General features: G+C 55.9%; 8 protein-coding genes. 4 read left to right on the top strand and 4 right to left on the bottom strand.

The window, feature by feature from the left end; all coding sequences use genetic code 11:
• Window positions 1-345 precede the first annotated feature (345 nt).
• Entirely contained in the window at window positions 346-1,989 is a 1,644-nt protein-coding gene (locus D8U71_RS18905; protein ID WP_177434925.1) for a hypothetical protein, read from the top strand.
• Window positions 1,986-2,615 carry a thymidylate kinase gene (locus D8U71_RS18910; RefSeq protein WP_130888414.1) on the top strand — a complete coding sequence of 210 codons (630 nt, stop codon included), beginning with the start codon at window positions 1,986-1,988 and terminating at the stop codon, window positions 2,613-2,615. Before D8U71_RS18905 ends, D8U71_RS18910 begins: the two co-directional genes overlap by 4 nt.
• Window positions 2,616-2,765: 150 nt before the next feature.
• Here D8U71_RS18910 and D8U71_RS18915 read toward each other — a convergent pair whose 3' ends face one another.
• The 4 genes from D8U71_RS18915 to D8U71_RS18930 all read right to left on the bottom strand — a co-directional run bounded on the left by D8U71_RS18915 (window position 2,766) and on the right by D8U71_RS18930 (window position 12,429).
• Window positions 2,766-3,068 carry a hypothetical protein gene (locus D8U71_RS18915; protein ID WP_130888415.1) on the bottom strand — a complete coding sequence of 101 codons (303 nt, stop codon included), beginning with the start codon at window positions 3,066-3,068 and terminating at the stop codon, window positions 2,766-2,768.
• Window positions 3,069-3,175: 107 nt separating this feature from the next.
• On the bottom strand, window positions 3,176-6,058 hold the full coding sequence (locus D8U71_RS18920) for a DUF499 domain-containing protein (protein ID WP_130888416.1): 2,883 nt from the start codon (window positions 6,056-6,058) through the stop codon (window positions 3,176-3,178).
• A 12-nt stretch (window positions 6,059-6,070) separates the two neighbouring features.
• A complete protein-coding gene (locus tag D8U71_RS18925; RefSeq protein ID WP_130888417.1) occupies window positions 6,071-8,911 on the bottom strand; it encodes a DUF1156 domain-containing protein in 2,841 nt (946 codons plus the stop codon).
• A complete protein-coding gene (locus D8U71_RS18930) occupies window positions 8,908-12,429 on the bottom strand; it encodes a helicase-related protein (protein ID WP_130888418.1) in 3,522 nt (1,173 codons plus the stop codon). Before D8U71_RS18930 ends, D8U71_RS18925 begins: the two co-directional genes overlap by 4 nt.
• A 1,240-nt stretch (window positions 12,430-13,669) precedes the next feature.
• Between D8U71_RS18930 and rimJ the strand changes: the two genes are divergently transcribed.
• Together rimJ and D8U71_RS18940 are read left to right on the top strand one after the other, a co-directional pair.
• Entirely contained in the window at window positions 13,670-14,257 is a 588-nt protein-coding gene (gene rimJ, locus D8U71_RS18935) for a ribosomal protein S5-alanine N-acetyltransferase (RefSeq protein WP_122508189.1), read from the top strand.
• A 147-nt stretch (window positions 14,258-14,404) separates the two neighbouring features.
• Window positions 14,405-16,324: a methyl-accepting chemotaxis protein gene (locus tag D8U71_RS18940; protein WP_130888419.1), complete on the top strand. Its 1,920-nt coding sequence runs from the start codon at window positions 14,405-14,407 to the stop codon at window positions 16,322-16,324.
• The last annotated feature ends 216 nt before the right edge of the window (window positions 16,325-16,540 follow it).

Consider the following 16,540-nt stretch of genomic DNA (forward strand, 5'->3'; position numbering starts at 1 on the left):
AGATTACTCAAGAAGATGGGTAGTAGCCATCATTAGTGGAGCTCTAGCGATCCATAAATATAAAACTTGGAGCGCTTACGCTCCAATAAAGATCGTGCCGTATTTAATACGTTCCCAGTCGATCGCTGGCGTCGATGGCAATACTGAGTAGATATTCTGTTCTTTCTCGCTGGAAATGGTTTTGCCGCTATGTGGGTCCGGCAGGGTGCTTTAGGCTCTGCACTTGAGGTATCTCCCGTTTTACCGATAACTTGTAGATTCTTATCCGCGCCGCCCCACCCGGCTGCGCCCCATCAATCAAGATCAGAAGGAGTCGGGGCGGTGTCTTCAGCCCCGGTAGTAATCATGGACCAGACAAATCAGCCTGCACTTCAAGTTCAACCAGCATGGGCGGTCAACAACCCATACCTTGGGATTCTGGCACCGCGATTTTTCGCTGACGTGAACGCATGTGACTGGTCCGATCTACCACGGCGAGTGGTTCGGATGTTTGAAACAGTTGAGATGCAATACTCATCTGAAGCTGAAGCGAAAGCTCTGGGGATGAAACTGCATGCTTTGCTGCATGATGGGGCGTTCTTGCCCAACTCCCCCGTGATGATGAATAGTGAACACGAGAACAGCGCTAATCTATTCGCCTGCCATGTACTGGCTCCCCCCCTGAATACCAGCGCCATGAAAGTCGCCGGAAAGATCCACGACGGATGTGGCGGCATTGGCTACGACCTGACATCGGTCGACGATCCTGTGGCCATGACAATGTTCATTGAGCAGCAGACAGCAATCCTCAATCCAACCCGTAAACGCAAAGCTCACAGCGCTGTAACTCTCCATGCCGACCATCCAATGGTGTCCTCTTTCATTGGCATGAGCAGTTCGCTGGAGATCACACACACTAACGTCGAACTCGACGGTGAGTTCTTCGCCGCGTTGCATCGCACAGACACTAAGGCCACTGCCACCTGGGACGCTGTCTGCTCATCAATCTACAGCACCGGTCGCCCCGCCATCGCATTCGGCGAGCATAAGTCCCTTCGCTCTCCAAATGGGGAACGTTTGATTCTGAACGTTTGCGGAGAGAGCTTGCTTCGCGAAAACGAGTCCTCACTGATCGGCTCACTGAACGCTTCGAGGTTCATCCACGCTGGTGTGTTCGATGAAAACCGCTTTCAAGAGGCTGTAAGCCTTGCAGTGCGTTGCCTGGATAACCTTCACGACATTCAGAATCACGCGTCTGAGGAGGTTGCTGAACGATGCAAGGAAAGTCGCAAGATCGGTCTGAGCGTCATGGGGTATGCAGACGCTTTGTTGCTGATGGGAAAACGCTACGGGACTGAGCAGGCACTGGAGTTCGCCTCACGCGTGATGGCACTGATGAAATCGGCTGCTCGGTCAACCAGTGAGCTCTTAGCAACCAACCGAGGCAGCTGCAGCCCTAAACTGTTGCACCCCGGCGAGCCGCTGCGCCGAAACGCTTCCCTGATGGCCATCGCTGCAAATGGGACTTTGAGCCTGATGGCAAACGTGTCTGGTGGAATCGAACCGGTTTTTAGCTATGTGCTTCGCCAGACTGTTGAGAACCGAGTAATTCACCAGCTCCAACCCACCCTCCGCCGCCTGCTTATAGGGCATGACTTAAGTGCTGCGGTGATTGATGAAATCACTAATCAGTTGATCAATGGAGATGCCCCGTGTGAGATCGCTTTGATCCCAGCCGCAATACGGGAAACGATGATTCGTGCACATGACCTCACTCCAAGCGAACACATTCGCACCCAGGCTACGTTCCAATCGTTCATCGATGGGGGGATTTCAAAGACAATCAACCTGCCCTCCAGTAGCACTCTAGACGACATTGCAAAGGCTATTCTGAACGCCCGCGCAAGTGGTTGCGTTGGAATATCTCTTTATCGGGATGGGAGCATCAGCGGGCAACCTACACAGATGGCAAGCGCCAACGAGTCGACTTCAACAGTAGTCGCCGCTTGAAACGCCAGTTGGTCGTATCCTTTGACGGGCCGAAAGCCACAGGCAAGACGACTGTGCTTGAAGCTACGGCTCCTTGCCTGCGGGCGGCAGGCCACAATGTGGTTTGTCTTTGTGAAAAGGAGCTCGACCCTTTCCGGCCGGTAACATTGGAACTGATCAAGGAGCTCACTTCAAATCCGAACCTAGGGTTGGAACGTGAAGTATGTCTACAGTTGGCTAAAGGAAGGGCATGGATCACAGAGAACGTCATTGAGTCACAGGATCTTGGCAGCATTGTCCTCATCGATCGCTGGTACCCGTCAGACTCCGCATTCCGGAGAATCCTGCCCTTTCCTGAGATACTGCAGCTGAACCTCGACATGGGCGTACGGATCCCTGACCTACACGTTGGGGTTATCACAGCGCCGGATATCTCGTGGGAACGTGCTGCGAGGCGCGCTCGCGGACTGAATAGCCTGGTGATCAAAAACGCTGCAGAACACTCAGCTTGCTCAGCTGCATTCGAAAATGCCATCGCGAAGTATCAGTGGTTCTCCTGCCGTAATGAATTGACTGTGCAAGATGCGGTCAACAATGTGCACGACGGTGTCCTGCGTGTATGCGCCGACTTAGCCATTAAAGGATGAAATACCCAGTAACGCCTTCATCGTCACTGAAGGCGACAACTACAACGGCGCTTGAAGTCAGGTCGTGGCTGAATTGCTCAATACGTCCGGGGGCTACAAGGTCGAGGGAGAAGACGATCCACCAGTTTATCTGGAGATTCGCTTCATCGATTAGAGCCAGTGCTCTGGGATGGCTATTACATAATTTTTAGCCACGGATTGGAGCGTTGCGATGATTTCCGTGTGACGAGCCCGCTCTATCTCTTGCCAGTGCGCACGTCGAGCAAGAAGAGCTTTCAGCTCTTCTAAATTGTACATCTTGAGCCGGTGGAAGTTCCCCCAGCTCGGAGTGCCAAATAGATTGTAGATCACCACGGTACCATCACGCTCACTAGCAAGTCGTTTGTCGCCCGTAAGCTTTTCCACCGCCTCTTCAGCATCGTCTCTATCATCGTAGGTGTTGATAAGTTTCATGTGGGCCCGGAGCAAATGTTTGGACTGATTGTTTTCGATAGCACTGGCTAGGCTGTGCGGTCGCTGACCGTAAGCCAGTTTCCGCTCAGCTCCATCCTAGAACTCAGTCACTCTTCGAACGCTTGATTTTTGAACTTAAGCAGATTGCAGTTTTCACGCACAGCCCGCTGCGTACTGTCATCGAATCCTGCAGATGATTCGGCCTCAATCTCGACTGAGATTCTCACATTGATCCCCGGTTTCTGTGTAAACAGCATCAATACCTCGTCGGCCAAGTCTGAGAACTGCAACTTAGCTTTGACCGGATCGAGTTCAACGGTGCCGAAGAACATCCGCTTTTTGGCAACAGGGCCCGGTGCTGGCATAGGGGCCGGAGAGCCACTGCTGGAGGGCGAAGGCAAAGGTCCAGAATCGTCATCCGCATCATTCCCTGTAGCATTACTTCCTGATCCAGCGCCCGACACGTCGCGTCCATGCGTCGCAGGCATAGCAGCGGCCTCGCGCTCAGCGGCCTCGGCCGCAAGCTTGGCCGAAAAGTCGGAAGCTGCCTTGGGTTCGATCAGCAATAATGTGTCGTCGAAAATCACCGAAGTGTTTTCGGCGAATTGGAAGCCCTGATAGCGGCCTTCCTCATTGCCATAGGCGACGCCGAAGAAGTCACGCGAACTTATTCCGACACCAATCGCCATCCGTAGAGTATCCGCGTCGAGGAGCCGAGGCAGATACAGGTAATGACATGTTTTGTGCCAAGTCTCGACCGCGCTAAAGGCGGGAGCATCATCTTTCCAAAACCATGTCCGCATCAGATTTGACAGATGGATGGGTGACCATTCGGTGATGAGTAGTTCGTGTTCTTTGAGAATTTTCTCAATCTCGTCGGCACGATTCGCCACTGCCGGGTTAACTTGGAAATGCTCCCATTGGAGATCACCGATGCCCTTACCAGGCTTAGCCTCCTGCATGGGGGCCAATAGCCATTTGTAGGTCTCGCGCACCATGCGCGCCAGACCTTCGTTGGCCTGTTCGAGGCTACTCGACGCTTGCTTGGCTTGGTGCTGATCGAGATTGAGGCGGCCCTCCTTCACATCAGCCACGATGGACTGCCAAGCGAGCGCTGAGCACACATGATCCTTGAGGCGGCTGACGTTGTCGGCGTCCGGCGCCAAGAAAATCAGCCGATTTTGTTTCTGCCGAGCCAGATCTCCGCGTTGCCTCAAGATCGCCAACGCGGCATCGGTCGCTGGGCCTTGCGCAGATCGCCCAAATGTGGCCTCTGGATGCAGGACCACGATCCGCAACGCCAAATCATCAGGAACACTCGCGCTCTCAGTGAAGACGTGTACTCCGCCGAAGGATCCAGGCGCAAAACGCAGTTTTTCGCGTATGTAAGGGTAGACATCCTCACGTAGGTTGAACCGGCGCTTGCGGTCTTCCATTTCACGACGAAGATTTGGCCGGGTATCGAACCAGTATCTGTTATTCGCGCTGTTGAAGTATTGAAGACGGTCAACCAAGGAGCGGACGCCATCCTTATAGTGTCCCAGCACCTGCCCAGGCTGCGCGCAGCCCAGCATCAGGTTTTCAAGCTCAATGCCCCTATGGTGCTTTGATCCGCCAACAGCCCCCGCATCTGGAGCAGATCCGAGGAATACGGCTCTCGCGATTCGGCGGCAAGCCAAGATGGACCCGAACAGCGGCTTCGCGTTGTCGAGTTCAGTCGTGATCGCCCGCTCGCCATCAATATCGCGCTCGAGGACGGGATCCCACCCCTGTGGCAGATAGTAGATAGCCTCGTTGCGGGTGTCCGAGTCATACAGCGGCAGACTTCCAGGCTGGATCATTAGATCGTTATTGCCGTCAGTCCAAAGGCGATGGATCACCTTGGCCATGAATTTCAAAATACCGCGGGTTCGCTGGAAATTGTCAAGTGAGGACCAATCCTCGTAGAGCCTATCGAAGACCTCCGGATGGATCGGATACGCATGCTTCATCCGGTCAAAATAGTGGCTGTCTTGTGTATCTGGGGGAAAATCTCCCGCGTTGGCTGAGTAGAAGTCCGCATAAGCCCGGCACACCTCTTCTGCGCCTAGCTGATCAGAGATGTTGGCGAACAAACGCCGGCGTACAATTTCGAACGCTTCTTCGGTTGCCACAGGCTTCCATAGCGCCTGAACACGTCCAAAATAATGTTCTAAAGCTCGTAAAGCTTTTATCCCTTGCTGGCTGCCTGCCTCCCGATCAGAGTACGGCAGCGATGCCAGGAGTATTGCCGTCGGCACTGCCTTTAATGCCTCGGTGAGTGACTGGACAAAAGAAATTTGTGTGTCGTATGTGCCGCCAGAGAGAGTCTTACCTTCCTCAAACTGGGAGACGAAACGAACCAGCTCATCCATTAATATGATGCAAGGCGCACGCGAGGCCAACATCTGGGCTAGCGCGCTCTTACCAGGCGCAGTGCCATTTTCATCGGCCTCCTGCACCATCGCGTAACTCTCCGCGCCTCCGAGTTGCCAAGCGAGCTCACCCCAGATCGTCTTCACAGCGAACTCGCCATGCTTGCGTGGCTTGCTAGCCAAGTCGAGCAAGTCGACACCATCTAGCACCGCGACGTTTGCCCTCGGCAGTTCTTGGATACCTGCCGCGTCAAGGATTGGCGAGATGCCTTGGAGCTGACTTGCTGGAAGTGTGCCTTTCGCCAAGTGATAAACGGCGAGCAGGGTATGTGTCTTACCGCCGCCAAACGCAGTCTGGAGCTGGACGACCGGATCGCCACCTTTGCCAGCGAGGCGCTTGACTACCGAGTCGAGCAACAGGCGCATACCCTCGGTGATGAACGTACGCTGAAAGAACAGCGCAGCGTCCTGGTACTCCTCGGATGCCGAGCCTTGATGAACACGCGAAATATCGGCCGCGAATTCGGCCTGCTGAAACGTGCCTTTGAGGACGTCCTCATGAGGAACGGCGATCTCGCGCCATGGTTTAAGGCTCATTCTTTTGCTCCCTTAGATTTCAATAATGCCTTGCGAGCCATACTGGCCCTTCTCATGCGAAGCGACTTCGATGGCAGTCCACGAAGCGATCAACTCGTTATAGGCCCGGGCCTCGTCGGCCCAGCCTTTCCGCTCACACAGCGTGTAAAGGCGGTAAGCGAGATTTCTAATGTTGTCCGCTCGTGCCGGCATTCCCCCTAGCAACGAGCCAGATGCGGCCTCCCCTTGCGTTTGGAGAGCCCTGATCATTTGATGCAAAGCCTCCCAAACTGGAGTGTTGTTGTCGTTCTCTGGCATCCAATCGGCTGGATATTCCGAAGGTTTGAGTAGCCGGACCTTTCCGGCCCCAGACTCCACAACGCCTGCCGCACCCAGGCCTTGTACGCTGGTTCCCTTCGCGCGAGCTAATACGTCTGCTTGACCAAAATCGCCTTCTGCCCAACCTTGGCCATCAAACCAGGAGAGGCAAAACTGGGTGTCCGAGTCAAAGTCATCTACACCCTCGGTCAGCATCTTATTGATCAATGTGAGCGCGGTGTGGACGGTCATAAGTTTGCCGTCGGCTTCAAGGACGGCCGAGTACTTCGAGAAAATCGCCATACCTGGCCCGATCACGGCCTGCGCCAAATCGACTGGGGCCACCGGCGAAACGCCTTCTGCACCACCGATCATTACATCGAGTGCCTCGGCCAAATGCTCTTTGAGTTCGCGTTGGAATTCGCGCCGGGAAATAGCCTTCGCATCCGCGTCGCGCTTGCGACAAACCAAGACAATGGATGAAGCCAATGCGTTGGAGCCAATAGCTCGTCCTCGCACGCCTCGCTCCGTTCGTACCGGCCACGTTCCCGTGATTACAAATTCAGCCTTGATGACGGACTCAAGGAAGCTTTCCCATCCGGACGACGCTGTGCCCGTCGCCCCAGTGTCGCTCTGTTTGAACGCGTAGTAGATGGTCACCGGTACCGATTCGTTGGCCTTATCATGCATCCGCTTTAAAGCCAACGTCATGCCGTCAGTGAAATGCTTCATCGCATCATTGATATCATCGTAGAGGCTATGCGAAGCGACTAACTCGTCGGCCTTAGGCGTTTGCCGTGTCGCAAAAATGTCTGGAAACACTTGACGCAGGCAAGGCCGCATCCAAATGTAGAAAAAATCGGACAAGTTCGAGTAGGGTACGTTGTCATAATAAGGCGGGTCAGTCGACACTACGGTTTGAGTTTCGATTGGCAACGACGCATTAGCCGCGTCGAGCTGCATGGCGTGGCCAGTTGCCGTGGCTGGCAACAAATCTATCACCCTGGCTATCCAGCCAAGGGCGCTTGTCCAAGATCCGCCGCCGTCCGTTAAAGGATTGACTTCGCCATAGTCCCAAACAATGGGCAAAGCATGTGTAGTGAAAGCGCCTTTAACAAATTCACCACCAGATTCCCATGAAGACAAAGTGTTCCAATAATTCGCCACTCTACCCACACCGCAGGCCAAGTAAACTGATACCGCCTCAGCATATGCGGTCGCGCCCGTGCCCCCTTGCTCGAGGCCCAGGTTGTCGTCCCTCATCCCCGCTTTGATCGCGTCTTTGCGAATCTCCTCTCTAGCTTCAACTACCAGAGCGCAAAACGTTGTTAGCGCGAATTGCTGTCGCAGATTGAAAAGGCTTTGAAAGGTCTTCATGCCGTAGACAACGACATTGGTGCAACCCGACCAATGAAGGATTTCAGCCTCCGGCGCGCTAGGCTCCATCGCCGAGAAGTCTGGCTCCTCCATTTCGCTAGCCGCGACATAGACCTTGCCTTTCGTCGTCTGCACGACCGCCGCCATCAGTCTCTGCCCCATACGCCCAGCCAGCCCTTCCGTTCGGATATAGGTGAGCGGAATCGGCGAGTCGGTTAAAATACAAACACCGCCACGGCCTCCGACCGTGCTCTTGATGGCTGGTGTGCCACCCTCCTGCAGAACGAACGAATAACTAAGCTTGTCGTCGGCGACCTGAGGCACCATGTAGATCTCGCGGCCCTCACGTTTCGCGAGTTGGAAGGACTTTGCGAGCGGAATATGCATGCCACCAGCAGCCGGATTAGGACTGGCTACTGTTCGGCACCATAGCCAAGTTAGGACCGTACCCGTACCGCCGCCCAGCCTGGCCGGTAACTTTATCTGCGCATAGCGCTCCCCCAGCCTCTCTGCAGCTTTTTGACCGATCCAGGTGCCGTATCGGCGGAGATCCTCGGACAGGCCCCGTGCACCGGTCCAAAGCTCGGGAATGCGCTGCTGCCGTGCCGCCAGTGACAGTGGTCCAACCGGAGCCATGTCTTTAAACTTCGGCGGGATCTCGATCATCGCCTTGTTCAGAACAACAGGAACAGGATTGAGGTCGGTAGCGTAGCTCTCAAAGCCGAGGCGCTGTGCTTCTAAAGGTAGAGATCCGCCACCCGCGAACGGGTCATGAAACACTGGCAGCACCTCGGGATCAAATCCGGGAACGCCAGGATTGAGGTCGCACGTCTCCTTCCACGATTTGCGGATCTCCGCGCGCGCGCGGTCAAGGACCTCTTGGTTGTCCGTGTTCTCCCACTTGACCAAATCCCGAATGATATTAAAAAGTCGCTCCCGCTCGACCTTTGCCCTCTCCTTGTTTACGCCGCGGCCTAGATGTCGTTCATAGCCAGGGTCATTGACCATCTGTGCGAAAAGGATGGCGCGTGCAGATGCCAACGGACGCCGGGCAAACCAGAGATGGAGCGTCGATGGATGGCCATGGCGGATTGACTTTTCTTTTGAGGAGGCCGCATTGATGTCGTCGAGCGGCAGTGCCACTTCAATCAGCTTCTTGGGTGTTTTAATCAGTGTCATGCAGATTTAGCCTTCGAGAGCAAGGACGCGAGGTCCAAGTTGATGCTTGTCACTGCCCAATCAGGCTCTTGCGTGAATGGGTTGCGAATATAGTGAGGACCTTCGTGGCTTTCACCGTCGATGATTACGATGGCCAAAATAAATTTATCGGCTTGGTTGAGCCCGTAGAGAATTTCATTGCGCGTGACCGTGATTGTCGACTGACCTTTGGATCGCCCTTTGACCTCGATATGCCTTGCCTGGGGAAGCTTGCCGTCTAGGGAGGGAACAATCGAAGTCATGTCCCAACCGCACTTTTCAGCGGACACATCGACTACCTGATGCCCCATGGCCTCCTCGGATTTACGGACGGCCTCCATGGCAACCCGCTCGACGCGAGCACGGGCTGTGGCATCAGCGGTCCAGGTCTGGCCCTCTGCATCCCCGCGACGCTGCGCGAGTAGACCAGCAGGGATCACCAGCGCCCCGCCGACCACCACCGGCGTCGCTGAGACTACATGGCGGGAGGCGCGAAGTTCTTTGGTTCTCGACTCCAGGCGGGCGGTTAACTCGTCGACGGTTCGGCGGACGTTCTCGAGCGTCAAGCGCACGTCTTTACCCGCAGCCAAGTCGGTCTTAAACTTTTCATGGCGATCCGACCAGTAATCGATCTCCTTAATCAAGCGCTCATGGACGGCGGTAAGATTCTTGTCAACGTGGGTTTCGCGACGCTCCCGGATTTCCTCAAAATGTTCCGGCACAAGCTTTTCGGAAGCATGCGAGAGTGCCCGTTCCTCAAAGTCTTTGGTGATCCAATCAGCGTCAAGCTCGGGGCCGGCAAGCGCGCGCTCCTCTGCGCTGATCGGATTGAGATCCAGGTGGGGCGCCCAGCCCGCGTTTTGAACTACGCCGTACCTATCTACCGACACGAACTGCAAGCGGCGAGATACTACCAGCGCTCTTTCGTCACCCTCGCGAACTGAGTGATCAATGAGAAATAGTAATTTCAGTTCAAGGCTTTCGTCGTTGGGATCTACAAACGTGGCACCTTGCTTAAGCTTGCCCCGATGCTGCTCGAGCATCAGATCGACCACAGAATGCATAAGCGGATGCGCAGGATGGACCAGACTGGCCATCGCCTCGTTAGGTCGATCAAGAAGGCGAACAAACTTTTTCTCGAAGCAGACGCGCTCGTATTTAATCAAGACCGGATCCATGTTCCGTCGATCACGGCCGCTGATCTGGCGATCACGCTCGCGAATTACGCTTGGCACGAACGTAATCTCATATCGCCCTGAGCCGCGCGGGCGAAGGTCTCCACCCAGACGCTCGAATGCCTGCGAAAAGAAGGACCTGATGAAATACGGCTGAAGCTTTCTCGCTTCTGCTTTCTCCATCTCTTCTTTCAACGCGAAAAGTCGACGTTCATCCATGATTTCCTCAGCTAGCGCGTTGCGACCGATGATATCGCGGAGGTGGCTTGTGTCGAGCGCCCCCTCTACTCTTTGGCGAAGCCGCGCGCGCACGGCTGGATCGTCACCATAGCGAATGGCGTCGATTAGGAGCTCACGAAGGCTGACCCCATCGAACACCTCGCCCAACACATCGAATACTCGACCTCCGAGGGCCTTGCGCTCAATCTCGATCTTATCGAATAGCTTCTGGAAGACGTCGCCCTCGCGGGTCTCGTTGGCAACTAAATTCCAAAGGTGACAAACCTCTGTCTGCCCAATACGGTGAATGCGGCCGAAGCGCTGCTCCAAACGGTTCGGATTCCATGGCAAGTCGTAGTTCACCATTAGATTGGCGTTTTGCAAGTTGACACCTTCGCCTGCTGCGTCAGTGGCAAGCAAAACACGAGTATCCTTGTCGTTACGGAACAACTCTTGGACTTTCCGGCGATCCTCGCGCTTGACTCCACCATGGATCATAGTCACTGCCTCGGCGCTTCCTAGAAGCCCGCGGATTTGGACTGCGAGGTAGTTGAGTGTGTCGCGGTGTTCAGTAAAGATGATGAGCTTGCGCTGCAGGCCGTCATGGCCAAGCATCTCAGGGGTATGCTGCAAAAGCTCCCGCAAACTTTCCCACTTCCGATCTTGGCCAGAGTGAACCAGCGCGCGAGCCTGCTCTTCTAGATGGCCAAGCGTAAGGATCTCCAATTCGAGCTCAGCAATTGTCTGGGCGGCAGTGGCTTGGTCGACTACCTCCTCTTCGAACTGCTCATAGTCATCGGGGCTCATGTCCTCAGCGCTGTCCCAGATATCCTCACCGACACCTACGGTTAGAACGGTTTCGGCCAGCAGCTTGCCGCCGCGCTGCTTGACTCTTTCGTCTTCAACACGGCGCTTCAATTTCTCGCGTCGGCGCTTCAAGGACTGATAGATGGCCTCTGGGCTCGAAGCTAGGCGGCGCTGCAATGCTGTTAGAGCGAATCCCACCGTGCCTTTTCGACCGCCACCTAGCTTCTCGGCACGATTCATTTCCTCTTTGACGTATGCCGTGACACTGGCGTAGAGCGTAGACTCCGCTGGCGAAAGCTGATAGTTGACCGTATAGGCTCTTCGCTCAGGAAATAGCGGCGTGCCGTCGAACTTAAGCAAGTCTTCTTTGACCATGCGACGCATCATGTCATTCACGTCGACCTTATGCGCTCCATCGCGGAATTTTCCGTAGAACCTGTCAGAGTCCAACAGTGACATGAAAAGCTGAAAGTCCTCCTCTTTGCCGTTATGCGGCGTAGCGGTCATCAGCAGAAAATGGCGTGTAATTCCGCCCAAGAGCTTGCCAAGTTTGAAGCGCTTGGTCTCGTTGACCTTCGCGCCAAACCACGTGGCGGAAAGCTTGTGGGCCTCGTCGACGACAATCAAGTCCCATCGACTGTTTTCAAGCTTCTCTTGGAGGTCTTCAGCACGGGAGAGCTGGTCAAGCCTAGCCACCATGAGCGGATTATCCTCGAAGGCATTACCACCACGGCTTTGTTGCTCGAGATCGCGCGAGAACAAGGCGAACTCCAAGCCGAATTTCTCATAGAGCTCATCTTGCCACTGCTCGACAAGGCTACCAGGAGACACAATCAAAATACGGGCGGCATCCGCACGCATCAGCAGCTCTCGGATCAGAAGCCCGGCCATGATAGTTTTCCCGGCACCAGGATCATCTGCCAACACGTATCGTAGTGGTTGCCTTGGCAGCATCGACTCATAGACAGCAGTGATCTGGTGGGGAAGAGGGTCAACGTTTGAAGTGTGGATGGCCATCATCGGGTCGAACAGATGAGCCAAATTGATCCGGTACGCCTCTGCGGCCAACTTAAAATCGGCACCATCCGCATCGAACCCCCAAGGGCGCCCCGCAGTCGCAAGACAAAGCGCAGGCTCGTCCCTGCGAAACACCACTCGCTCGCCGAGACGGCCGTCATCAGATTTATAGATGACAGTCATGGCGTTGTCGCCCAGCGGATCGGCGCTCACGACGCGTACGACCTTGCCCTCTTCGATTCCAGAGATCAGCGCGCCTTTAGCTATGGCTTCGAGCTTCATAAGAATCGTTCCTTTTTTGTTCGATCGAACGCCTGGCGCGCCGATGGCCATGGAAGAAGCCGATGGCTTCGCTGTCATTGGTTTTACTAGCAGTCATACAGAGGCGTCACGTTTGGCTTATGCCACAGGCGGGGCGCTCTAACACCGTGATGCATTAAAGCGCCTTTAAGCCAAGGGTAATAGTATGCGGAATCAAGACCAGGGTCGTAAGTTCTGACCGCCTTGCGCCCAAAAATGTAGCCCGGCAAAGCGGTCCGCGTTTCAATAATCAACGCATTGTCGCACATAGCGGAGTGGGTCACGGCCGGCTTGTCTCCCTGGAGTCGCGGGAGCGGTACCAGCACCAAATCTACCATACGCGCCCATTGATCATCTTTGCCTAAAAGCTCGCGTTCCTGGGTCTGAGTAGCCGCCGAGCGCACATTCGCGATGAATGAAAAGCGCCTGAGCTCTGCCGCTCATGGCCGTACACCCCGTACATGCCGGCTGAGGCGATATCGGCGAGCTGGAACGATTCCACGGCGTTTGAGTACCAAGGTCGAGGATCGGCAGCATGTTTTGAGAGATCGGCCGCGTCGAGCCGTCGACGTTCAGTTCTGACCTTCTCGGACGAAAGCCCAAAATTTTTCAGCTATACGCATGGATTCGGTATGCCAGACGGTATCCCGCCTATCATTTCAAACAAACCAAAACTAGATAAATCAGCAGATTAGAAATTTGATTCAGACCTCCCCGGCTCCACCAACTCGATGAAGAAGACGCCTTAGGGCGTCTTTTTTTGTGCCTGAAATCCAGTAAATACGGGGGTTTCAGGGCTATTGGGCTCCACAGCGTTTCATGCAGATCCATTTTGAAATGTATTCCAAGGCGTATTCCAAGCCCACTGACTGATAACTTTCGGAATACATATTGACCGGCGGCGACGGCCTTCAGATACGAGTCCGAACCAACGGTTCGAGGCCCATCGACCCTCAACGACAGAGCCCGCCCAATGCGGGCTTCGTCGCATCTGGTGATTGGTATATTCCCGTCAACAAACACATCGAGCCCACCGCCCAGCACGATGAATTTTTCTTCACCGCACCCCACCCCGCGAACCGATAAAATCCCCCCGCTCATTCAAGAAACTACGGTTCGCCCGCGCTCCTAGCGGGCTTTTTTCGCCTCGGCTTCTCCATATCTTGCCGCTCCCCACCATATGCGCGACTCTGCCAGCAGATCCCTCGCCAAGGAGCGTTCGATGCCGCTGTTATCCCTGCCCTGCCCGCGCCTGACATTGGCGATCCTCTCCCCCGATCAGGCCGAGCTCGAAAGCGCGTTCTACCAGCGCAACCTCCGCCACCTGGCCCCGTGGTCGCCCATCCGCACCACCGACTATTTCTCCACCGCCAACATCCGCCGTCGCTTGGAGATCCAGGCCAGTGCCTTCGAGGCCGGATTGGCGATGCATTTCGCGCTGCTGTCGCCGGACGGTCAGCAGATGATCGGTGCGTGCAATTTCAGCGGGATTATTCGTGGGGCGTTTCAGGCGTGTTATTTGGGTTATCACATTGATGAGGCGCATCAGGGGCAGGGTTTGATGCAGGAGGGGCTGGAGGCGGGGATTGGTTATATGTTCGATGTGCAGAATCTGCATCGGATCATGGCCAATTACATTCCAGGCAATGAGCGCAGTGCGCGGTTGCTTGAGCGCTTGGGTTTCGAGCGTGAGGGCTATGCGAAGGCGTATCTGAACATTGCCGGGCGCTGGCAGGATCATGTGCTGACGGCGCTGGTCAATCCGGGGTTCGAGGCGCCGGATCAGCGCTGGTCGCGGCGCCTGGGTTGAGTTGCGGGAAACCTGTCAGACAAAAATCCTTTCAGCTCTCGGGTTTGCGGCCGATACAGACCTGCTAACACCCCTGCTGGCTCAAAAGAACAACAATCTTCCAGCTTAACTGACGACCAAGAAACCCAACGTTTCTGGAGGATTTGCATGAATAGCTGGTTCGGTAACATCAGCGTGAACATGAAACTCGGCCTGGGCTTCGGCCTGGTGCTGGCCCTGACCTGCGTTCTGGCGCTGACCGGCTGGACCAGCCTCGGCGGCCTGATCGACCGCAGCAACTGGATGAGCGACATCACCCAGCTCAACGCTGGCCTGACCAAATTGCGCGTGGTGCGCCTGCAATACATGCTGACCAACGGCGACGAAACCGCCGCGCAGAATGTGCAGACCACCCTGGAAAGTTTCGCTGCTCAGCAGCAGGCGCTGATCAGCAAATTCAAGAGTCCGGAGAACGTCAAACTGCTCAAGCAGCAAGCCGCGACCATCGCTGAATACCAGACCTCGCTGAACAAAATGCGCAACGCCTATCGAACCGGCAACAGCGCGCGCGACACCATGAGCGCCAACGCCCAGAACGCCTACAACCTGATCGAATCGATCAGCCAGCGCGTGCAGCAGATGGAGTTGAGCGATCAGCGTTTCGAGCAGTTCCAGGCGGTTACTGCCGCCAAGGAAGCGTTCATCCTCGCGCGCTATGAAGTGCGTGGTTACACCGCGACCAGCAACGCCGAGACCGAGCAGAAAGCCGTCGGCCAGATCGACGCGGCCATTGCCAGCCTCAAGCCGCTGAACGCGAAATTTGCCGCGACTCAGCAGGATGCCTTGCGCCAATTGGAAACCGCGCTGACCAGCTATCGCAGCGCGTTGATGGCGTACAAGAACGCCAACACCGAGGCCGTGCAGGCGCGTAAGGAAATGACCGATCAGGGCACCACCATCGTCGCCCTGAGCGAGCAGCTGTACCAGATCCAGCTCGATCGCCGTGATGCTGAAAGCGCTCAGGCGCGCACCTTTCAGTTGATCAGCACCTTGCTGGCGCTGCTGGTTGGCGTGATTGCAGCAGTGATCATCACCCGTCAGATCACCCGTCCGTTGCAGGAAACCCTGGCCGTGGTCGAGCGCATCGCCAGCGGCGACCTGACCCAGAACGTCACCGTCACCCGTCGCGACGAGCTCGGCGTGTTGCAGCAAGGCATCGCGCGCATGGGCGTGACCCTGCGTGATTTGATCAGTGGCATCCGCGACGGCGTCACCCAGATTGCCAGCGCCGCCGAAGAGTTGTCGGCTGTAACCGAGCAGACCAGCGCCGGTGTGAACAGCCAGAAAGTCGAGACCGATCAGGTCGCCACTGCCATGCACGAAATGACTGCCACCGTGCAGGAAGTTGCGCGCAATGCCGAGGAAGCGTCGCAAGCTGCCGCTGCGGCGGATGGCGAAGCCCGTGAAGGCGACAAGGTTGTGAATGAGGCCATCGCGCAGATCGAGCGTCTGGCCAGCGAAGTGGTGCGCTCGACCGAAGCGATGAGCGTGCTGCAACAGGAAAGCGACAAGATTGGTAGCGTCATGGACGTGATCAAGGCTGTCGCCGAACAGACCAACCTGCTCGCACTCAACGCCGCGATCGAAGCAGCGCGTGCCGGTGAAGCCGGGCGTGGGTTTGCCGTGGTGGCCGATGAGGTGCGCGGTTTGGCTCAGCGTACGCAGAAGTCGACTGAGGAAATCGAAGGTCTGGTGGCCGGTCTGCAGAACGGCACCCAGCAGGTTTCGGCGGTGATGAACAACAGCCGCGCGCTGACCGACAGCAGCGTCGCCCTGACGCGCAAGGCCGGCGCCTCGCTGGAAAACATCACCCGCACGGTGTCGAACATCCAGTCGATGAACCAGCAGATCGCCGCCGCTGCCGAACAGCAAAGCGCCGTGGCTGAAGAGATCAGCCGCAGCATCATCAACGTCCGCGACGTGTCCGAACAGACCGCAGCGGCGAGTGATGAGACGGCAGCGTCGAGTGTTGAACTGGCGCGGTTGGGTGGTCAGTTGCAGCAGATGGTCAGCCACTTCCGCGTTTGATGTTGGTTTTGCGCTGAGGCTGAAACCGAATCGCGGGCAAGCCCGCTCCCACAGGTTTTCGTGGTCGAGCACTGTTGATGTGTTCATCTCGATAACTGCGGGAGCGGGCTTGCCCGCGATGGCGGTGGGTCAATCAAATCCATGTTGCCTGACACTCCGCATTCGCGAGCAGGCTCGCTCCCACATTTGGATTTGTGTGACTCACCGGATTTTGAG

The organism is Pseudomonas sp. Sample_21, assembly GCF_004307525.1.
In the GTDB taxonomy this organism is placed as follows: domain Bacteria; phylum Pseudomonadota; class Gammaproteobacteria; order Pseudomonadales; family Pseudomonadaceae; genus Aquipseudomonas; species Aquipseudomonas atacamensis.